This is a genomic window from Bacillus sp. DC4300-2b2, from assembly GCF_049895685.1.
Classification (GTDB): domain Bacteria; phylum Bacillota; class Bacilli; order Bacillales; family Bacillaceae; genus Bacillus; species Bacillus safensis.
Genome location: NZ_JAFCSW010000002.1, coordinates 607,398 through 628,915, shown reverse-complemented (window position 1 = coordinate 628,915; position 21,518 = coordinate 607,398). Strand labels below are relative to the sequence as shown.

Below are 21,518 nucleotides of genomic sequence, written 5' to 3'. Positions count from 1 at the left end.
AATGTCCTGCGAGGAAAGGATATTTAAGTGTGCAGACAAATAAAAAAAGACCTGTCAGACAGGTCTTTGAAATTAAAGAATCGCATTTAACACAAAGTATATAAGAGCTCCTAGAGTTCCTGAAATCGGTAATGTAATCACCCAAGTGACAAGCATACGTTTTGCCGTACCCCAGTTTACCCCTTTGACTCTGTGTGCAGAACCTACACCTAGAATAGAAGATGAGATCACGTGAGTCGTACTAACAGGTAAGTGAATAAACGTCGCACCGAAGATAATAGCTGCACCCGTTAAGTCGGCAGATACTCCGTTTACTGGGCGAATTTTCATAATTTTACCGCCGACTGTTTTGATAATCTTCCAGCCGCCAATAGAAGTACCGAGTCCCATTGCAAGTGCACAAGAGAATTGTACCCAGAAAGGAATGTCGTCTGTTGTATGCAAATTACCTGCAATTAAAGCCATCGTAATAATTCCCATCGCTTTTTGCGCATCGTTTGTTCCATGGGTATACGATTGCAGTGCAGCCGTTAAAATTTGAACACGTCGGAATTGTTTATTTGTTTTTGCGAGATTGTTGTTTCTAAATATAATTTTGATAATGGTATACACGATATATCCCAATACGAAAGCTAGGATAGGTGAAAGCAAAAGTGCTTGAATGATTTTAATGAATCCCGAATAGTTTAAAGCGCCAAAACCAGCAGAGGCAATAACCGCTCCTGCAATTGATCCGATTAATGCATGTGAAGAACTACTCGGAATCCCGTAATACCAAGTAAGCAAGTTCCATGTGATGGCCGCAATTAAAGCAGCTAAGATCACAACAGAGCCGTTTTGAAGTGTAAATGGATCTGCGATATCTTTTGTAATGGATTTTGCCACACCTGTAAATGTCATTGCTCCTAAGAAGTTCATGAACGCTGCCATGATAATCGCATGTCTTGGCTTTAATGCCTTCGTTGAAACTGAAGTCGCAATGGCATTTGCTGTATCGTGGAACCCGTTAATGAAATCAAAAGCAAGTGCACAAATGACAATAAGTATGGTAAGGATGAGTAATGTGTCCATGTTTAACTAACCCCGTTACGCATTCTTCATAATGATTGTTTCTAGATTGTTGGCAACACTTTGACAGGAATCAGCGATTTCTTCAAGTGTTTCGTAAATTTCTTTGTATTGAATCACCTTAATTGGATCTGTTTCTTTTCCAAACAAGTTCTTTAATGATTTACGATGAAGATTGTCACAATTATGTTCAATCTCTTTAATCTTGATTGCGTGCGGATGAATATCTTTCAAGCGATTTTCAGCTAGTAAATCAATTGTGATTAAAATTTCTTTCGCACACTCTCTGATGTAGTGGCTGAATTTGTCGATATGTTCGTCAGAGCTTGTAATTGAGTAAATTTCTAATGTTGCGGAAAAATGCTCAATTCCATCTAAAACATCATCGAGGCTATTCGTCAATTGAAGAATGTCTTCACGTTCAATCGGTGTAATAAAGGCTTTGTTCAGCTCTTTAATCATGGTATGAACATGATTATCACCTTTTGTCTCATATTCCTTCAATGTGTCAGAAAATTCTTTCAGAGTGGTTTGATTTGTTACTTTATAGCTAACAAAATACTCAGCAGTTTCATCTAAATTTTTAGCAATTTCCGTTAACAAGACGGAAAACTTGTCTTTTTTCCTTTTTAACATGTAAAAACCCTCCATTGTATAAATGAGACAATGCACACATCAAATAATTATATATTCTTTTGTCGAAAAAAAACAGGTGTAGTCGAAAATTTCTTCACTTTTTCTATTTGATCTTATTCTGACCTAAAGATGTGATCTCAACACACCTTTTTCTAAAAGGGGAAAAGCAACGAAAAAAGCGGGCCATTTTTGGCACCGCTTATAGCCTAAGAAGCCGAATGAATCAGCTTAAACCGTTCACAAACAAGAAGCATATCCTCTTTAAAATCTAAACCGTATGATTGGAGTGCTTCTGTGAAAAATTCTTTATGTTCTCTGTACCAATAGTCATAAGATAAATCGCCCTCACCTTCTGCTTGTGCAAATGATACGGGGACTTCATTCATTGGCATGACATCTACATGTGTAATTTCAATGATGGCTTTTGGCTCTTCCTGGCTGTCTAAAATGACTGCATATTGTCCGGCTTTTGGAAGCGGCTCCTGTTCCTTTTCATAAAACAGGTGTCCAGAACAAGTGGCTGTTTTTTTTCCTTGCTTGACAAGATCAAGCAAATGATCAGGATCTGATCCGAATGCCCACGCCGAAACAAACGCGTCAGCAGGTGCTTTTTCTGATTTCTCTTTCCAATAGTTTTCCCAAAATAATCTGCTTTTGTTGTTCAATGTTTTTCCCCCTCTTTGATGTGTTTATTATACCTTGAAGCTGAGTCGTTGGAAATTCTGTGTCTTTATTCCTAATTATTGAGTGCGTCATATGTTTTGAAAAACAATGTTTGATTTGGGAAATGTAGGATGATAGGATGAAAATTTTTGAAATTTTAGAATAATCTATTGTATTCTGGTCAAGAAGTCGGTAAGGTCAAAGTAAGAATATGGAAGGGGTGTTGTTCATGAAACGCATTTCTCTAACTGTTTTGTCCATATGTCTGTTTGTTTTCTCGTTTTTTCTGCCTGTCAGCCAAGTCAATGCGAACGAATCTCATGGGAGTAAAGTAGCTGTTGGTAAAGATGGCATGGTGGCTACTGCTCACCCGCTGGCATCAGAAGTAGGTGCTGATGTATTGAAGAAAGGTGGAAACGCAGTGGATGCTGCTGTTGCCATCCAGTACGCACTGAATGTGACAGAGCCAATGATGTCTGGAATTGGCGGCGGTGGTTTTATGATGGTTTATGATGGAAAGACAAAAGAAACCTCCATCATCAATAGTAGAGAACGAGCACCACAGGGCGCAACACCTGACATGTTTTTAACGGACGAGGGAAAAGTCATCCCATTTGCTGAGCGGTCTACACACGGTAATGCGGTTGGTGTTCCAGGGACAGTAAAAGGTCTCGAGGCAGCATTGGATAAGTGGGGGACCCGTTCGATGAAGGAATTGATTGAGCCTTCCATTCAGCTTGCAGAGGATGGATTTGAAATCGATTCTGTCCTGGCACAAGCCATTGAAGATCATCAAGGAAAGCTGAAAAAAACGGCTGCAGCTCCAATCTTTCTTCCAGATGATCAGCCGCTTAAAGAAGGCGATCTGCTTGTACAGCCAGGTCTTGCCAAAACATTTAAGCTCATTGCGAAAAAAGGAAGCAAAGCATTTTATGAAGGAAAAGTAGCAAAGGCACTTGCAAATACAGTCCAAGATTTTGGCGGAACGATGACAACTGATGACATTGGTCGTTATGAGGTCAAGACTGACAAGCCTATCTGGGGGGACTATAAAGGATACCAGCTTGCAAGTATGCCTCCACCAAGCTCAGGCGGTGTGTTTATGCTGCAAATACTCAAAATACTAGATCACTTCAATCTATCACAATATGACCCCAAATCATTCGAAAAATATCAGCTGCTTGCTGAAACAATGCATCTCTCCTATGCTGACCGTGCTGCATATGCAGGCGACCCCGAATTCGTAGATGTTCCACTAAAAGGACTACTAGACGATGATTACATTTCAAAAAGAGCTTCTCTCATTCAATTAGATCAAATGAACAAAAACCCGAAAGAAGGAGATCCATGGGCTTATGAGGATGAAAAAAATCCATCCCCGATTGTCCCGCAGCCAGAAGATAAAACCATTGGGGAGACCACTCATTTTACTGTTGCCGATCAGTGGGGAAATGTCGTGTCATTCACAACAACCATTGAACAGTTATTTGGTACAGGGATTCTTGTTCCGGAATATGGCTTTTTCTTAAACAATGAACTAACAGATTTTGACGCAAGACCAGGCGGAGCAAATGAAGTCCAGCCGAATAAACGTCCATTATCCAGTATGACCCCGACGATCATATTCAAAGATAACGAGCCGGTCATGACTGTTGGCTCACCTGGAGGAACGACTATTATTGCTTCTGTTTCACAAACGATCCTGAACTTGCTTGAATATGAAATGGAGCTTCAGGATGCGGTGGAAGAGCCGCGGATTTATACAAACAGTACAACTTCTTATCGTTACGAAGTAGGAGTTCCCCTTGATGTGAGAACGAAGCTAAATGACATGGGTCACCGTTTTGGCAGTTCGCCTATTGATATAGGAAATGTGCAAGCCTTACTCATTGATCGAAAAGCAGGGACATTTACTGGAGTAGCTGACTCCTCGAGAAATGGAACCGCTGTTGGTGTCAATTTAAAGCTATCTGCCGATTAAAACCATTTCCCGGGAAAAGAAGCGCCTCTGCAAGATGGCGTTTCTTTTTTTGTTTAAATAAAAAACAGAGTTGACACCTGTGAATAGTTTGAATAATATATAGACTAACATCAATCATACATAGCTGATCGGACAACCGAAGGCTCTTGGCAATTTGAAGTACAGGACTGTAATGTATTTCAGGTGGCTAAGGGTCTTTTTTGCGCATGAAACGGCAAGGTTGGTGTCACTATTATTTGATAACAGGGGAGCGGGATAACGTGAAAAAGTGGAAATGGATCTCGGTTATAACCATCGTAGTGGTCTTGGCAGTGACGAGTGCATGCTCAAACGCAAACGAAGCCTCAAAGCAAAAGGGGAAGGTTGAGCTGTTAAATGTTTCGTATGATCCTACACGTGAATTGTATCAGGAATACAATCAAGCCTTTCAGACGTATTGGAAAGACAAAACAGGGGAGGATGTCACGATCAAGCAGTCTCACGGTGGATCAGGAAAGCAGGGAAGATCGGTTATTGATGGACTCGAGGCAGATGTGGCAACGCTGGCTTTAGGGTATGACATTGATGCGATTGCAGATCGCGGACTGCTTTCGAAAGATTGGCAAAAAGAATTTCCAAATCAGTCAACTCCGTATACATCCACCATTGTGTTTCTTGTGAAGAAAGGGAACCCCAAAAATATTAAAGACTGGGACGACTTGATTAAACCAGGTGTGTCCATCATTACACCAAATCCGAAAACGTCCGGCGGTGCGAGATGGAATTACTTAGCTGCATGGGCCTATGCCGATAAAACATTTCATGGGAATGAAGACAAAACAAAGGATTTTGTCAAAAAGCTATATGAACATGTCGAAGTCCTTGATTCAGGTGCACGCGGGGCCACAACGACCTTTGTTGAACGCGGTCTTGGGGATGTGTTAATTGCATGGGAAAATGAAGCCTATTTAACGCAGCACGAACTAGGCAAAGACAAATTTGAGATTGTCACCCCATCGATTAGTATTCTAGCAGAGCCGTCTGTTGCGGTCGTCGATCAAAATGTGAAACGTAAAGGAACAGAGAAAGTGGCAAAGGCTTATTTAGATTATTTATATTCTAAAAAAGGGCAGGAAATTGCGGCGAAAAACTATTATCGTCCTAGAAATCAAGAAGTCTTAAACAAATATAAAGACCAGTTTAAAAAGATTGATATGGTGACGATTGATCAAGCATTTGGCGGGTGGAGAAAGGCGCAGAAAAGATTTTTTGATGATGGCGGCTTATTTGATCAAATATACAGCGGACAAAAATAGGGGGCGATGTGATGAAGAAAACACATGCAGCCGCCAATAAAAGAAAACGTATATTGCCTGGATTTGGGCTAAGCCTTGGGGTGACGCTCGTTTATGTGAGTGCGATTGTCGTCATTCCTTTATCCATGGTATTTATTTGGACGGCTTCATTAGGAGCAGAGGGGATTTGGAAGGTGTTTACCGATGCACGAGTATTGAAGTCGCTCCAGCTGACCGTGACGACTTCCTTTGCAGCTGCTCTCATCAATGCAGGGTTTGGTGTACTGATTGCCTGGGTTCTCGCCAGGTACACATTTCCCGGAAAGAAAATTTTAGATGCTCTCATTGATTTGCCTTTTGCGCTCCCAACGGCTGTTGCGGGTATCGCCCTCACCACCCTTTATTCTCCAAATGGGTGGATTGGTCAATTTCTGCATTTAAAGGTGGCATACACACCGATTGGGATTATTTTGGCACTTATTTTTATCGGCATTCCATTCGTTATCCGAACCGTTCAGCCAGTGATAGAAGGGCTGCAGCAGGAAGTGGAAGAGGCTGCGGCGATTCTTGGTGCGACAAGGAGACAGACCTTTTTTCACGTGCTGCTGCCAGCCTTGTTTCCTGCGCTGATGACTGGATTTTCACTTGCGTTTGCAAGAGCGCTAGGTGAATATGGCTCTGTTGTGTTTATTGCTGGAAATATTCCGTTTAAAACAGAAATTACACCGCTGATGATCATGTCCAAGCTTGAACAGTATGATTATCATGGAGCAGCAGCGATTGCGTGCTTGATGCTGCTTCTTTCGTTTTTCATCCTGTTATTGATTCACGGCATTCAGTGGTATGTTGAGCGGAAAAAACAAGTATACGTGAGGTGAAACCATTGGAGAGAGAGCTTAGTCATCGGCATCATGTTCAGTATAAAAGTCCTGTAACCGAATCTAAAACGGTAAAAATCCTATTAATTACGGTGGTGTACGCTTTTTTGATTTTATTTTTACTCATACCGCTGATCGCCGTGTTTTCAAAGGCATTTGAGAAAGGGTGGAGTTCATACCTTCAGGCCATCTCACATCCAGATACACTAGCGGCGATCAAATTGACCGTTTTCATTGTCGTCGTTACCTTGCCGCTTCAAATGATCTTCGGAGTGAGTGCTGCATGGCTTATCACAAAATTTAACTTCCGCGGCAAACGTTTGTTGACGACTGTAATTGACCTCCCGTTTGCCGTTTCGCCTGTGATTGCTGGGCTTGTATTTGTGCTTTTATTTGGTTCAAACGGGCTTTTAGGACCTTGGCTTATGGAGAATGGATGGAAAGTCATTTATTCTGTACCAGGCATGATTCTAGCAACCATATTCGTTACATTTCCATTTATTGCTAGAGAATTAATCCCGTTTATGCAGCATGAAGGCATTCATGAGGAGGAAGCATCACTCACACTTGGTGCAAACGGATGGAAGACTTTTTTCCTTGTGACACTCCCAAATATCAAATGGGCTCTTTTTTACGGCGTTATTTTAGCCGGGGCAAGAGCGATTGGTGAATTTGGTGCTGTGTCGGTTGTATCAGGTCATATTCGAGGGATGACCAATACGATGCCGCTTCATATCGAAATTTTATACAATGAGTACCAATTTCAAGCCGCTTTTGCTGTGGCGTCTCTTATGGCATTTGTGGCAGTCATTACTTTAATCATTAAACAAATCATTCAGCAGAGGGATCACCGGCTTGGCAAGCGGTCAACATAAATGGAGGGATCGGCCTTGGGGATTACAGCAAAACAAATATCAAAACAATTTGGTCAGACAAAGGTTTTGCAAAACGTGGATTTATCGATAAGAAATGGTGAATTGATTTCTTTATTAGGACCATCTGGCTCTGGAAAGACGACGTTATTAAGAATCATTGCAGGTCTTGATTACGCCAATAACGGGCAAGTTTTATTCGGAGATCAGGATTACACACACATTCCAGTACGAAAACGGCAAATCGGTTTTGTGTTTCAGCAATATGCACTTTTTCGAAATATGACGGTTTTTGATAATGTGGCATATGGGCTGAAAATTAAACCTAGAGGAGAAAGACTGCCTAAAAAAGACATCAAAGAGCGGGTACATGAGCTTTTAGAGGTTGTTCAGCTTACGCAGTATGAGCAGCGGTATCCAGATCAGCTGTCAGGCGGGCAAAAGCAGCGTGTAGCACTGGCGCGCGCACTTGCCGTTCAGCCGAAGGCACTCCTCTTAGATGAACCCTTTGGTGCTCTTGATACAAAGGTAAGGAAAGAATTAAGGCATTGGCTGAAAAAAGTTCATCGTGACTTTCAAATGACCACCATTTTTGTGACACATGATCAAGAAGAAGCATTCGATATTGCTGATCGTGTCGTAGTGATGAATGAAGGAAGAATCGAAAAAATTGGTACAAAGGAAGAAATGGCAGTACAGACAGACAATCTATTTGTGTCTGAATTTTTAGATATAGGAAGCCACATTTAACAAGAAGTATAGAAGGCGAGTAGAGAAAGACGCAGCGATCACTGCGTCTTTTTTTATAAAAATTTCCCTAGGAACATTGACTTATAATTTAGAATATTATAATATCTTTACAAAGGTAACAACATTGAACATTTTTTAGAATGTATAATTGTAAGCGCTTTATAAAAGGTTCTATTCTAAAATGTTCATTCTTTTTGTTACATGTGTTCATATTTGTACCAAATGAAAGGGGTGGTTGTTTGAACAGCTTGTTTGAGTTAGATGAACAACTGATTAAGCTGCAGTTCGAAGCTTCTTCGAAAGAGGAGGTGACCACATATTTAGCAGAGCAGCTAGAAGCTGGAGGGTACATTAAATCGAGCTTTTTACCTGCAGTGCTTGAAAGAGAAAAAACATATCCTACAGGTCTCCCGCTTGCAGCCTTTGGGGTAGCGATTCCGCATACAGATCCTGAGCATGTGAACAAACCGGCGATTAGTGTTGCTACATTAAAGGAACCTGTCGTGTTTCATAAGATGGGGAGCCCCGATGAAACAGTGCAAGCCAAAATTGTGTTTGTCCTAGCAATCTCTGAGCCTAGCAAACAGCTTGTGATGCTCGAGAAGCTGATGACACTTTTTAGAAAAGAAGAAGTGATGACAAAGCTGTCTCACATGACCTCTTATGAAGAAGCGGCTCACTTGCTTCAACAAGAGCTAAACCAATAATCATTCATGAAATAATGTAAGCGCTTTATCTGAAAAATTCAGGAGGTGGATGTATGATCAAGCAAGCCGTCGATTTTATATTAGACCTTGGACCAACTATTATGCTCCCGATTATTATGACGCTTTTCGGTATGATTTTAAGACAGGGCTTTAAGAAATCCTTCAGGGCCGGTATTACGATCGGAATTGGATTTGTCGGTGTCAATCTTGTCATTAATTTGCTCGTGAGCGGTCTTGGGCCAGCAGCGAAAGCTATGGTTAATTCCCTTGGACTAAAGCTCGACATTTTGGATGTTGGATGGCCGATTGGCGCTGCCATATCCTTTGGTACACCTGTTGCCCCGCTCATGATTCCTCTTGTGCTTTTGTTAAATGTGATTTTATTGTCCGTAAACTTCACGAAAACACTGAATGTGGATATTTGGAACTTCTGGCATTTAATTTTCGCAGCCTCTGTTACTTACTACGCTTATCATAATATGTTCTTGGCTCTTGCTGTTGGCTTGATTGTTTCTGCGATCACGCTTAAATTAGCCGATTGGACAGCGCCGACAATCGAACACCATTTTGGATTAAAAGGCGTATCGATGGCTCATGCTGAAACGGTCAACTTCGCACCGCTGATGTATGCGTCCAACCGCGTCATTGATAAAATTCCTGGTTTAAACAAAATTCATGCTGATCCAGAAACATTAAAGAAACGCTTTGGTATCTTTGGTGAACCGCTTGTGATGGGTCTCATACTTGGTATCATTATTGGTCTTCTCGGCGGCTATGATGCAAAAGGCGTGATGACACTCGGGATTCAAATGGCAGCAGTTCTTGTCTTAATGCCAAGAATGGTTGCGTTATTAATGGAAGGACTCATTCCAATCTCTGAGGGCGCTCGTTCTTATATTCAAAAGCGTTTCCCAGGGAAAAATGTCTATATTGGTTTAGATACAGCGATTGTTATTGGTCATCCAGCGAATATGGCGGTAGCCCTTTTAATGGTGCCGATTACGATTTTGCTCGCTGTTGTTCTGCCTTACAATGGCATGCTTCCGTTTGCTGACTTATCGGTTCTGCCATTTACAGTTGTCTGGGCAGTAGCAGCCGCTCGTGGAAATATTATTCGCGGCCTTATTAACAGTATTTTTACATTAATGATTGTCTTCTTTATCGCAACGAACCTTGCACCACTTGCAACAACCATGGGGAAAGCCGTCGGCTTTGATTTCCCAGAAGGGGCAAACATGATTTCAGGTATTGACCTTGGTTCTCACGTCATTCCTTGGATCATGGTGAGACTTCTTGATCCGAGCAACCCTTACTTTATTGCAGCGATTATCTGTGCTCTGGCTTATGCGCTTCTATGGTACTGGGTGCGAAATGATATTAAAAAGCAGTATGCAAAAGAAATGGGCTTAGATCAGAAAGAACAATAAATGAGCTGGAGGGATTCTAATGGCGAAGAAAATATTAGTATCATGCGGAACGGCAGTTGCAACATCAACGGTTGTGGCTAAAAAGGTAGAAGAGACGTTAAAGGAAAAAGGATATGATGTCGTGGTGGAACAGTGTAAGGCATCTGAAGTCCCGCAAAAAGCAGAGGGCGCTGATTTAATTGTGACAACAACGCCTGTGAGTGATACAAAAGGGACACCTGTGATTCAAACATTATCCTTTTTAACTGGATTTGGCATTGAAGATGATATCGAGAAAATCATCGATCATATCAAGTAGAGGGCTATTTTCTGGAGGAGCTTTCGCGGCTCCTTCTAGTGATTTGAAAGGAGGAAGTCTCATGCAGCATCATGCTTATAGCCGAACATCTGCAGTGTTGTCTATTTTTCTTCCGGCGGTGCTCATCTGTCTGTTTTTTCTCTGGTCTCTTTATACGTTATGGTCAGCAGGACCTGAGCCGTTAGCTGTGCTGGGCGTTTATACACTGCCGATTCTCATGCTGTCTAGTATCACAGGACTGAACCAGCCGACAAATGTCGTCATTAGTGAAGATCAACTGAAGATAGGGGCTTTTGGCAGATGGCACACATATGCTGTTTCTGATATTAAAGGAAAGCTTTTTTTAAAGCCATATCCTCATATTGGAAAAGTCTATGTCAGGGTGGGACCAGCCCGGATATTCGGAGGGCGTTACTGGATATCAAGTGAGATGAGTGAGTACAAGCAGCTTGTGCAAACGTTACAGGATTTTGCGAAGGGTGATGAAAAGGAGGATGCCGCTACATGAAATCAGCTGTCTTTTATTCTTCAGAGGACATTCGGTATGAGGAGCGGGACCGGCCAGCCATCGGTGATGATGAAGTTCTGTTAAAGCTCCGAGCCTGCGGCTTATGCGGAACAGATATTTATAAAGCAACGCATGAGACAGTCCCTCCTGGAACGGTGCTGGGACATGAAATCGCTGGTGATATTGTCGAGACCGGCACACGCGTGACACATGTCCAGACGGGGGACAGGGTATATGTGGCGCATCATGTGCCTTGTTTCACCTGTGACTTTTGTCAAAAGGGGTTTTATACGATGTGTCCGCAGTTTACAGCCACAAATGTAGAGCCAGGTGGGTTTTCAGAATATATCCGTATACCTGCTTTGCATGTCAAGCACACGATGGGCAAGCTTCCAAAAGACGTATCGTATGAGCAAGGGGCGATGGTAGAACCGGTTGCCTGCTGCCTGCACGGGTTTGAACGAGCACCTGTTCATCCAGGAGATTCCGTCTTGATCCTTGGAGCGGGGCAAATTGGCTGTATTCAATTGCAGCTTGCCAAATATTATTTAGCTGGAAAAGTGATGATAACAGATGTGAATGAGAACAGGCTGCTGCAAGCGAGAAGTTTAGGTGCAGATGCCGCTTTTCATCCAGCCGCTGAGCCAGTGGAAAACCGGGTGATGAAAGAAACAGATGGTAAGGGAGCAGACCTCGTTATTATTTCTGTTGGGAGCAGTGCGCTTTTAAAAGAGGCGTTTCAGGCTGTAGCGCGAGGCGGGACAATTTTGGTATTTGCTCATTTTCCAAAGGGAGATGTGGCCATTCCTGCTGAACGATTTTTCAATGATGAAGTGAAGGTAGTAGGTGCCTATTCATCGCATCCATATCATTATCGTGAAGCTCTTGAGCTTCTGAAAGCAAAAGTGGTCAACACTGAAAAGATGGTGACGCACCGTTATCCGTTAAGCCAGCTGCTTCAGGCGATAGAATGCGCAAGGCATCCTGAGGGTGAGAGTGTCAAAATCATGATGTATCCAGATGAATGAGTGTATGAGATTAAAAGAGAAAGAGAAGTTCTTTGGAAAAGGGCTTTGCCTTTCTCTTTTTTTCTGATAAAAGATGAAACCGCTTAAAAATGAGAGAGAAATGCTTGACTTCGCTGACACTTAAACGTATGATAATTACAAATGTAACACATAAGAACAAATGTAAAGGGGAGAGAAGAAATGCAAAAACAAATCACTTTGCCTGAACAGATTAGTCATGAGAAATTAGCAGATTTATATAAACAAATGTGGTTAGTGAGATATTTTGATGAAAAGGTCGATCAATTCTTTGCAAAAGGACTTATCCATGGCACCACTCATTTATGTGTTGGACAGGAAGCGTCAGCTGTTGGATCGATTGCCGTGTTAAAGGATAAAGATAAGATCGTCAGCACACACCGAGGACATGGTCACTGTATTGCAAAAGGGGCCGAGGTCAATAAAATGATGGCTGAATTGTTTGGACGTGAAACCGGCTATTGTAAAGGAAAAGGCGGCTCCATGCATATCGCGGACTTAGAAAAAGGAAATCTTGGGGCAAATGGAATTGTTGGCGGCGGTATCCCGCTGGCAACAGGTGCAGCGCTCACATCTAAAATGAAGCAGGAAGGCTTTGTTGTTCTTTGTTTCTTCGGAGATGGTGCCACAAATGAAGGCAGCTTCCATGAAGCTTTAAACCTCGCATCCATTTGGGATTTACCGGTTGTGTTTATTTGTGAAAACAACCAGTACGGTATGTCTGGTCCTGTGAAAGAAATGATCAACATTGAAGATATTTCAACAAGAGCAGAAAGCTACGGAATGCCAGGGAAAACAGTTGATGGAAATGACATGGTTGAAATTATGAACACAGTTGATGAAGCAGTCAGCCGTGCGAGAGCGGGAGAAGGCCCATCACTTATTGAAATGAAAACGTACCGCTGGAAGGGTCACTCTAAGAGTGATGCGAAAAAATACCGTACACGTGAAGAAGAGACAGAGTGGAGACAAAAAGACGGCATCAAACGCTTTAAGTCTCTCTTGATTGAACTGAATGTTTTGACAGAAGAGCAGGCAGCAAGCTTACAGGAAGAAGCGAAGCAGGAAATTGAAGCGTCTGTAGAATTCGCCAAAAACAGTAAAGAACCGTCAATCGACACACTATTAGAGGATGTATACGCCTAATTAGGAGGGGAATCACGTGACAAAAACAACAGTGAGAGAGATTTCATATTTAGAAGCCGTTCGAGAGGCTATGAGTCAGGAAATGAGAGAAAACCAAGATGTCTTCATTTTAGGTGAAGATATTGGCGTATATGGAGGTGCTTTTGGGGTCACGCGCGGCATGATTGAAGAATTTGGGCCAGAGCGCGTTCGCAATACACCTATCTCAGAGGCTGCCATCGCAGGTGGGGCAGTCGGAGCGGCTTTAACCGGTATGCGTCCGATTTTAGAACTTCAATTCTCTGACTTTATTACAATCGCAATGGATCAGCTTGTGAACCAAGCAGCCAAAACGCGATACATGTTTGGAGGAAAAGGGAAGGTGCCGCTCGTTGTAAGAACGCCAGCAGGATCGGGAACGGGTGCAGCGGCGCAGCACTCACAAAGCTTAGAAGCGTGGATGGCCCATATTCCAGGACTCAAAGTGGTTCAGCCTTCAACAGCCTATGATGCAAAAGGTCTTTTAAAAGCAGCGATGGATGATGACAACCCTGTCATTTTCTACGAGCACAAGCTTTTATATAAAACAATCGGTGAAGTGCCTGAAGAGCAATATTCAATTCCTCTAGGAAAAGCAGATGTGAAAAGAAGCGGGAAGGACGTCACGATTGTAGCAACAGCGATTATGGTACACAAAGCGTTAGAAGCGGCGAAGGAACTAGAAGCAGAGGGAATCGATGTTGAAATCATTGACCCAAGAACACTTGTCCCATTAGATGAAGAAACGATTATCGAATCTGTGAAGAAAACAGGTAAATGTATCGTGGTTCATGAAGCGGTAAAACGAGGCGGCTATGGCGGAGAGATTGCAAGCATGATAGCGGAAAGTGAAGCCTTTGACTACTTAGATGCTCCAATTAAACGACTTGGCGGTCTTGCGGTTCCAATACCATACAACCCGACGCTGGAAAAAGCGGTCATTCCACAAGTGCCAGATATTATTGAAGCAGCAAAAGAGCTTGTGCGCTCTTAAGTAAAGGGGAGAAGATCATGCCAAAAGAGATATTTATGCCGAAGCTAAGCAGTACGATGGAAGTCGGCACCTTGCTTCAATGGTTTAAAGAAGAAGGAGATTCGGTTGAAATCGGTGAGCCTCTTTTTGAAATTATGACAGACAAGATCAATATCGAGGTGGAAGCCTATGATGATGGTATATTTCTAAAAAAATATTATGAAGCCGATGATCAAATTCCAGTCAATGCTGTCATTGGATACATCGGAGAGGCAAATGAACAGGTGCCAAGCGAACCGCCAGCACAATCAGATGAAGATTCATCCGGCAGCAGCGAATCGGCTTCATCTAGTTCTACTGAAGCCCCAAAAACACCTAATGAAAAAGTGCGTGCCACACCTGCGGCGAGAAAAACGGCAAAGGATCATCATGTAGCGATTCATGAGGTATCTGGCACAGGACCTAAAGGCAGAGTTCAAAAGCGGGACGTCGAGGCGGCTGTCCACTCTAATGAGAAAGATCAGCGCGTGTCACCTCTAGCAGAGAAAGTGGCTGCTCGTGAAGGAATCGATTTAGCGAATGTTGCTGGATCTGGTGCGCACGGAAAAATTATGAAGAGTGATGTAACGGCAGCAGCTGTAAAAACAGCTGAGTCTTCTCCAGTGAAAACACAAAAACTAGCTGGCATGAGAAAAGTGATCGCTGATCGCATGTCACAAAGTGCCTTTACAGCACCTCACGTGACAGTAACAAGTGAAATCGATATGACAAAAGCAAAAGAAGTACGCAAACAGCTATTGCCAGCGATTGAAAAAGAGACAGGCTACAGACTGTCGTTCACAGAAATTATCATTCATGCGGTCAGCAATGTACTCACGCGCCACCCGCATATCAATATGACGTTTGAACAAAATGAGCTCCATTTCCATGATGATGTGCACATTGGTCTCGCTGTCGCTGTAAAAGATGGCTTAATGGTTCCAGTCATTTCTCATGCGAACCAAAAAGGATTAAAACAGCTGACAAAAGAGGCGAAAGAAATCGGCCGAAACGCACGTGACCAAAAACTGCTGCCAGACCAGCTGAAAGGGTCCACTTTTACCATTAGTAACTTAGGTATGTATGCCATTGATACCTTTACCCCGATTATTAATCAGCCAGAAGTGGCGATCTTAGGCGTTGGGCGCATTCAAGAAAAACCTGTTGTGGTAGATGGAGAAATTCAGGTGCGGCCGATGATGGGCGTTAGTTTATCGTTTGATCACCGAGTGGTAGATGGCGCACCAGCTGCTGCCTTTTTAACAGACCTTAAAAAAGTGCTTGAACAACCATTTGAATTGCTAATGTAGGAGATGAATCGGATGACGAAAACGTATGATCTGACAGTCATTGGCGGAGGGCCTGGCGGGTATACTGCCGCCCTTCAAGCAGCTGAGCGTGGACGGAAGGTCGCATTGATTGAAGAGGATTTTCTTGGCGGTACTTGTTTAAATCGGGGCTGCATTCCTTCAAAGACACTGCTTAAACATGCAGAAGTCATTGAATCAATTGAGAAGGCGAAAAGCTGGGGAATTGAAACAGGTAATTTGGTCCTTTCCTTCGATAAAATGAGAAAGCGCAAAGACGACGTCATTGAAAAGCTCAGAGGCGGAATTGCCTTTTTATTAAAGCAAGGAAAGATTGATGTATATAACGGCAGAGGTACAGCTGTGACAAGACACCAGATTGAGATTGAAAAACAAGACGGTTCAGAATCGATTGAAACGAAAGAGCTCATGATTGCCACTGGATCTTCACCTGCCATTCCGCCAATACCCGGCCTTAAAGACATTCAATTTGACACAAGTGATACGATCTTTGACATCCCAGATATTCCTGCTTCTGTCGTCATCATTGGCGGCGGTGTCATTGGACTTGAGCTGGCTTGTATCTTCCAGAGCCTTCAATCAAAAGTCACGATTATTGAAGCAGCTCCGTCCATTATTCCGCAAGAGGATGAGGAAGCATCTAAGCTGCTAGAAAGAGAATTAAAGAAAAAAGGCATCCATATCGCGAAGAAAACCACTGTGACAGAGGTAACGGAAAGTGAAGGAGTCAAAGCGGTTCATGCATCAGACGATAAAGGGGAGACGCATATCTTTACGGCTGAAAGATTGCTTGTTTGTGTAGGAAGAAGACCTACTGTTTCTGCTGTCAGCCAGCTTGACCTGCAGCTGGATGGTCCTTTTATCAAGGTGAACGACAAGATGCAGACAAGCGTTGAAGGTGTCTATGCAGTTGGAGATGTTGCTGGCGGCTATCAACTGGCTCATGCAGCGATGGCAGAGGCAGCTGTTGCGGTCAGTAATATTTGCGGTGTGTCTGAAAAAATGAATGCTGATATCATGCCTAGATGTATTTATACATTACCAGAGGTAGCAAGTGTCGGTCTGACTGAGAAAGAGGCAAAAGCCAAAGGACTTAACGTGCGGGCAGAACGATTTGATTTAGCGGCAAGCGGTAAAGCACTAGCGGCAGGTGAGCAAACAGGCTTTATTAAATTGGTATACGATACAGCCTATGGTGAAGTGATTGGCGCGACGATGGTTGGCCCGCACGTCACAGAGATGATTTCAGAAGCTTCCTCCTTTATGTATTTAGAAGGAACAGCAGAAGAGATGGCGAAAATGATTCATCCGCATCCGACCATCTCAGAAGGTTTTTATGAAGCAGCACTTGATATCGTGAGTAAGCTGAGAAAATAATGGCCAAACAAGGGATAGGGAGGAGATACGTGTGCACGTCCAGCTTCATCAGAAAGCGGCACTTGTGACAGGTAGCACAGATGGATTTGGAGAAGCCATCTGCCTGGCTTTAGCCCGGGCAGGTGCACATGTTTTTTTACACACGTTTCATGATGAATCAAAGGCTAAAACCATTCGTGAAGACATTCAAAAAATGGGCGGTCAAGCGAGTATTATTCAGAACCCGCTGGAAACGCCGCGTGATGCGACACGGATGCTGAGGCAAGTGATTGATACATGCGGTAAACTGGATATTTTGGTCAATCAAGCAGAGCAAGGAGCAGGCGCAGAGCTTGATGACGTCAGCCCTGATGGGTGGGTAGATGAAGTGGAATCGGCTGTGAATACCGTCTTTCTTTCCAGTCAGGCTGCCGTATGGCATATGGTTGATCAGAAGCAAGGCTGCATCATTAATATATCGTCATCAGGCAGTATCACAGGAGATGGCGGGATCTCGCATGCTACTTCGAATTCTATGCTGAATGCCATGACAAAAGGGTTAGCGAGAGAATTTAAAGACAAAGGCATCCGGGTGCTTGCGCTGCTGCCGCCTCCTCTCCATTTGGTTCCTGATACAGAGCAAATCAAGGAGACTGTGGCCCATATGACGGTGTTTCTCAGTACATCCTATGGTGCATTTACAGATGGCGTGGCGATTATGCTTGATGGGGGTGAGAGCGCTGGCTAATGATCAAAAACCAGTTCTCATCGTTGGCGGAGCACAAGGGATCGGAAAAGAAATAGCTGAGCGTTTTTTAAAAGAAGGACAGCTAGTTGCTGTGTCAGATATAGATGAAAAGGGGCTTTCGCTCTTAAAGACACAGTATCCTCAGCTGCTGATATTTCAAGCTGACGTTTCATCGTGGGAAAGTGTTCAGCAAATGATATCAGCAGCTGAAAGGGAGCTGGGCGGTATTGCTCATCTTGTGTATTCAGCAGGAATGACAAAATCTCTGCCTTTTTTAGAAGTCGATTTTTCACTTTGGAAAAAGACACTGGCTGTGAACTTATATGGTCTTTACTATTGCATTAAAGCGTTGGCCCCCTATATGTGTGAGCGTCAGGAAGGCAGTGTTGTCATTATTGGATCGGGATCGGCCATCACCGGCTCAGGCGGCGGTATTCAATATTATGCATCAAAAGCAGGTGCTTTTGGATTGATGCGATCGCTCGTAAAGGAACTAGGCTCCCATCATATACGCATCAATGTGATTGCCCCCCGCGTAATTGAATCTCAAATGCTTGATACGCTCTATCCAACTGTAGAGGAGAAACGGCAGCTGCAATCACTTATTCCCATTGGAAGATTAGGTAAGCCTGAGGATATCGCAGGACTCGCTTTATTTCTCACACGTCGCGAGGGGAGTTATTTGCACGGACAAATTATCCTGTTAGACGGTGGGAGAACGTATCAACCGAAATATACTGAGGGAAAAAGAGCGGAGAGTTAATCGCTCTTTTTGTTATTTTCATAACAATTGTTCCAATTGGAAACGAATGTTTGGTATACTGGTAATCATAGTATATTAAAAGGATGATGTCACATGCTGAATTGGGAAGAAAGACGACAGCTCGTCAAAGTTGCTCATCTTTATTATACAGACGGGTGGACGCAGCAAGAAATTGCAAAAAAGCTCAATGTCTCAAGACCAGTCATTTCAAAGCTCTTACAAAAAGCAAAAGATGTGGGAATCGTTGAAGTGTACATTAAAGATGAAAGCATTCATACAGTGGAACTTGAAAAGCAGCTGGAAACAACCTTTCAATTAACAGATGCGGTCGTTGTCCCAAGTGTTGGGACAATGTCTGAGATGGTGAAGCGGGCAGTCGGTCAAGCAGGTGCCTATTATTTGTCTAAAAACATGAAAAATGCGGAGAAAATCGGGATTTCATGGGGGACAACACTTGCTGAGCTCGTCAAAGAATATCCGTTTGAACGAAGAAATGATGTGAAGGTTATTCCTTTAGAGGGCGGAATGGGCAGGCAGGCGGTCGACATTCATGCCAATCAGCTGGCATACGAGCTGGCAAAGAAAATGAACGGCACGTGTTCCTATTTATATGCTCCTGCGATTTTAGAAACAGAGGAATTAAAAGAACGGCTTATGGCGATGCAGGACATAGAAGCTGTGCTTGAAGAAGGCAGAAATGTGGATATTGCTCTCATCGGTATTGGCAACCCGCATAAAGGGTCGACTTTAAAAACAGTCGGTTATTTAAAAGAAGAGGATTTATCTGGTTTAAGGCAATCAGGCGCTGTCGGTGATATTGGTTTTCGTTTCTTTGATGGAGAAGGAAAACCTGTTCAAGATGAACTGAATCAAAAGGTCATAGGCTTATCGCTGGAACAATTAAAGGGCGTCAAGACGGTCATCGCTGTTGTAGAAGGAACCCATAAAGCTGAAAGTATTTTAGGGGCTTTAAATGGCGGCTTCATCCAAGTACTGGTGACAGACGAACTAACGGCGGCAGCCATTTTAAAGGAAGCATCCGTGCAATAAAAGGCTTGCAGCGTTCGAATGGTATAACAAGAGCAACATCAAACGAGAAAGGAGCTGTGTATCTTGAAGAAAACCGAAATGGAAGCAAACCTACATTGTACTCGGTGCCAAGAAGAGACCCTCCACAGCATCGTTTATGTGAATGATCAGATGAAAAGCGTTGAGTGTACAGAGTGTCATCAAAAGATCAGTGTGCAAGTCGACATCATGAAGGAATTTTACAAAGAAGTATACGAAAAAATAGCGACAAAGCCAAAGCGGATCACGCAGGAATATAAGTCGAACCTGAATGGATTTATCTCAAGGCTCCCAATCCGCGTGCTTAGTAAGCCATACCGGCTCATGAGATATTTAAACGAATCATACAAAGTAATCAAACAATATAAAAAATAAAGCAGAGCACTGCTTAGTGCTCTGCTTTATTTTGTGTTTTTTTCATATAATAATAAATAGGCAGTCCAGCCATTCCGATCAACATGGAGATCAGGCAGCTTTTCCAATCGGTGATCATGGTGCTGATTAAGACGAATAATGAACCGATAATCGCAATGATTGGTGTCAGTGGGTAAAGTGGTACACTGTACGCACGCTTCATTCCGCTGTTTTGTTTTCTCAGCTTAAAGACGGCGAAAAAGGCCATGACATAAAAGATGTAAATCATGAAAATCGATACTTCAGACAGCTTCTCGGGATTACTGACGATCATAAACACAATGGCGATCAAAATTTGCACAAATACAGCGATCCAAGGTGTTTTAAACGTAGGGTGAATACGGGAAATCGCGTTGGCGAAAGGAATCTGCTTTCGTTCTGCCATCGCAAAAATCACACGAGGGAATGAAAGAACCTTTCCGTTCAAACAGCCAAAGATGCTGATGATGATCCCAATACTAATGATTTTCCCGCCAATTGGTCCAAAGAGCATGGTAGCAGCAGTGCTCGTCGCATTTTCACCTAGCTGGACGATTTGATCAGCTGGCAGCACGTGCAAAAGTGCGACATTTATAAAGAGATAACAAGCCGTCACAATTAAAATTCCGCCTGCCATCGCACGAGGAAGCAGTTTCTCAGGGTTTTTCATTTCTCCTCCAAGCGCAGCAAGTAAAATCCAGCCATCATAAGCAAATAACGTAGCCAAAATCGCTGCACCGAAGTTCATTTGAGCGATACTATCGTTGACAGCCATCAAGATGTTTTCGTTACCCTTCCATATGCCAAACACAATTATAGCGGCAATTGGGACAAGCTTTCCAATAGTGGTCAGCCCCTGAACAAATCCGCCGTATTTTGTTCCCATGATGTTGATGATACATAAAAATAAAACGGTGATAATGCCGATCGTTGTAGACCACAAAGCCGAAAGGGAAAATAAATTGGCTAATAATGAACCAAAATAAAGACCAAGTGCACCAATGATGGCGGGTCCGTAAATAATAATCTGCACCCAGCCGCATAAGTAGCCCCAAAATTCACCATACACTTCTTCAAGATAGGCGTACAAACCGCCGGTTCTCGGGATTTGTGTACCAATTTCAGCGACTGTCAGTCCGCCTGCAAGTGTTAAGATTCCACCTAACAGCCAAGCGAATAATGCGATGTCTGAGCTCCCTGAATAGGAAAGGACGTTGCCTGGCTTCATAAAGACGCCTGATCCGATAATGGTCCCGATGACAAGAGATAGGGCGAAAAATAAGCCGATGTCTTGTTTTAACGCTGGTTGTACTTTGTTCATTACACACGACCTCCTGCATCACTTTCGTACGTTACTGTGACATGTATTTTGTTCATTGTAATACGATTTTAGGAAAACAAGAATTAAAAAAATTTTCTGATTTTCGTATTTGTAATTGAAAGTGTTCGTTTATTGGAGATATTAGGGTAAATGTAGTGTTAAAAACGAACAATGAAAGATTATTTTCGATTTAATGTTAATTTAATGACCGGAAACTGAACATCCAGTAAACGTACAGTTAAATGGTTGACTTTTCT

General features: G+C 43.0%; 22 protein-coding genes. 18 read left to right on the top strand and 4 right to left on the bottom strand.

All coding sequences use genetic code 11. The annotated features are described in order from the left end of the window. Nucleotides 1–72: 72 nt before the first annotated feature. The 3 genes from ACP69X_RS08120 to ACP69X_RS08110 all read right to left on the bottom strand — a co-directional run bounded on the left by ACP69X_RS08120 (nt 73) and on the right by ACP69X_RS08110 (nt 2,369). On the bottom strand, nt 73–1,071 hold the full coding sequence (locus ACP69X_RS08120) for an inorganic phosphate transporter (protein WP_017359158.1): 999 nt from the start codon (nt 1,069–1,071) through the stop codon (nt 73–75). 15 nt (nt 1,072–1,086) lie between these two features. Continuing rightward, a complete protein-coding gene (locus tag ACP69X_RS08115) occupies nt 1,087–1,704 on the bottom strand; it encodes a DUF47 domain-containing protein (protein WP_024426775.1) in 618 nt (205 codons plus the stop codon). 206 nt (nt 1,705–1,910) lie between these two features. Then, nucleotides 1,911–2,369: an ASCH domain-containing protein gene (locus ACP69X_RS08110; protein ID WP_073980066.1), complete on the bottom strand. Its 459-nt coding sequence runs from the start codon at nt 2,367–2,369 to the stop codon at nt 1,911–1,913. Nucleotides 2,370–2,596: 227 nt separating this feature from the next. On the opposite strand from ACP69X_RS08110, the gene ggt reads away from it, so the two are divergent. From ggt to ACP69X_RS08020, 18 genes are all read left to right on the top strand, one after another. Further along, nucleotides 2,597–4,348, top strand: a complete 1,752-nt coding sequence (gene ggt, locus ACP69X_RS08105) for a gamma-glutamyltransferase (protein ID WP_411242308.1) — start codon at nt 2,597–2,599, stop codon at nt 4,346–4,348. 260 nt (nt 4,349–4,608) lie between these two features. Continuing rightward, nucleotides 4,609–5,643, top strand: coding sequence for a sulfate ABC transporter substrate-binding protein (locus tag ACP69X_RS08100; protein ID WP_426052576.1), 1,035 nt, complete (start codon nt 4,609–4,611; stop codon nt 5,641–5,643). An 11-nt stretch (nt 5,644–5,654) separates the two neighbouring features. After that, a complete protein-coding gene (gene cysT / locus ACP69X_RS08095; protein WP_426052575.1) occupies nt 5,655–6,500 on the top strand; it encodes a sulfate ABC transporter permease subunit CysT in 846 nt (281 codons plus the stop codon). Between the two features lie 5 nt (nt 6,501–6,505). After that, nucleotides 6,506–7,375 (top strand): sulfate ABC transporter permease subunit CysW, encoded by an 870-nt coding sequence (gene cysW, locus ACP69X_RS08090; protein ID WP_423359157.1) that lies wholly within the window; start codon nt 6,506–6,508, stop codon nt 7,373–7,375. A 15-nt stretch (nt 7,376–7,390) separates the two neighbouring features. After that, complete coding sequence (locus tag ACP69X_RS08085) at nt 7,391–8,122, top strand: sulfate/molybdate ABC transporter ATP-binding protein (RefSeq protein ID WP_426052574.1); 732 nt, start codon at nt 7,391–7,393, stop codon at nt 8,120–8,122. A gap of 239 nt (nt 8,123–8,361) precedes the next feature. Then, nucleotides 8,362–8,829, top strand: coding sequence for a PTS sugar transporter subunit IIA (locus tag ACP69X_RS08080; RefSeq protein WP_426052573.1), 468 nt, complete (start codon nt 8,362–8,364; stop codon nt 8,827–8,829). A gap of 53 nt (nt 8,830–8,882) precedes the next feature. Continuing rightward, on the top strand, nt 8,883–10,256 hold the full coding sequence (locus ACP69X_RS08075; RefSeq protein WP_025093457.1) for a PTS galactitol transporter subunit IIC: 1,374 nt from the start codon (nt 8,883–8,885) through the stop codon (nt 10,254–10,256). A gap of 19 nt (nt 10,257–10,275) precedes the next feature. Then, a complete protein-coding gene (locus ACP69X_RS08070; protein ID WP_003212259.1) occupies nt 10,276–10,554 on the top strand; it encodes a PTS sugar transporter subunit IIB in 279 nt (92 codons plus the stop codon). A 61-nt stretch (nt 10,555–10,615) separates the two neighbouring features. Then, a complete protein-coding gene (locus ACP69X_RS08065) occupies nt 10,616–11,062 on the top strand; it encodes a hypothetical protein (protein WP_041085086.1) in 447 nt (148 codons plus the stop codon). After that, a complete protein-coding gene (locus ACP69X_RS08060; RefSeq protein WP_426052572.1) occupies nt 11,059–12,090 on the top strand; it encodes an alcohol dehydrogenase catalytic domain-containing protein in 1,032 nt (343 codons plus the stop codon). Before ACP69X_RS08065 ends, ACP69X_RS08060 begins: the two co-directional genes overlap by 4 nt. Nucleotides 12,091–12,270: 180 nt before the next feature. Further along, entirely contained in the window at nt 12,271–13,254 is a 984-nt protein-coding gene (gene pdhA, locus ACP69X_RS08055) for a pyruvate dehydrogenase (acetyl-transferring) E1 component subunit alpha (protein ID WP_039177954.1), read from the top strand. 31 nt (nt 13,255–13,285) lie between these two features. Further along, nucleotides 13,286–14,266, top strand: a complete 981-nt coding sequence (locus ACP69X_RS08050) for an alpha-ketoacid dehydrogenase subunit beta (RefSeq protein ID WP_034281944.1) — start codon at nt 13,286–13,288, stop codon at nt 14,264–14,266. 17 nt (nt 14,267–14,283) lie between these two features. Further along, nucleotides 14,284–15,594, top strand: coding sequence for a dihydrolipoamide acetyltransferase family protein (locus ACP69X_RS08045; RefSeq protein ID WP_426052571.1), 1,311 nt, complete (start codon nt 14,284–14,286; stop codon nt 15,592–15,594). 12 nt (nt 15,595–15,606) lie between these two features. Continuing rightward, a complete protein-coding gene (gene lpdA / locus ACP69X_RS08040; protein ID WP_426052570.1) occupies nt 15,607–16,989 on the top strand; it encodes a dihydrolipoyl dehydrogenase in 1,383 nt (460 codons plus the stop codon). 31 nt (nt 16,990–17,020) lie between these two features. Further along, nucleotides 17,021–17,716: an SDR family NAD(P)-dependent oxidoreductase gene (locus tag ACP69X_RS08035; RefSeq protein ID WP_041085082.1), complete on the top strand. Its 696-nt coding sequence runs from the start codon at nt 17,021–17,023 to the stop codon at nt 17,714–17,716. After that, a complete protein-coding gene (locus tag ACP69X_RS08030; protein WP_041085081.1) occupies nt 17,694–18,479 on the top strand; it encodes an SDR family NAD(P)-dependent oxidoreductase in 786 nt (261 codons plus the stop codon). The genes ACP69X_RS08035 and ACP69X_RS08030 overlap by 23 nt, the downstream gene beginning before the upstream one ends. Before the next feature lie 93 nt (nt 18,480–18,572). Then, entirely contained in the window at nt 18,573–19,529 is a 957-nt protein-coding gene (locus ACP69X_RS08025) for a sugar-binding transcriptional regulator (protein ID WP_041085080.1), read from the top strand. A gap of 63 nt (nt 19,530–19,592) precedes the next feature. Further along, on the top strand, nt 19,593–19,922 hold the full coding sequence (locus ACP69X_RS08020; RefSeq protein ID WP_024426788.1) for a hypothetical protein: 330 nt from the start codon (nt 19,593–19,595) through the stop codon (nt 19,920–19,922). Between the two features lie 13 nt (nt 19,923–19,935). On the opposite strand, the gene ACP69X_RS08015 is transcribed toward ACP69X_RS08020, so the two are convergent. Next, complete coding sequence (locus ACP69X_RS08015) at nt 19,936–21,261, bottom strand: APC family permease (protein WP_426052569.1); 1,326 nt, start codon at nt 21,259–21,261, stop codon at nt 19,936–19,938. Nucleotides 21,262–21,518 lie beyond the last annotated feature (257 nt).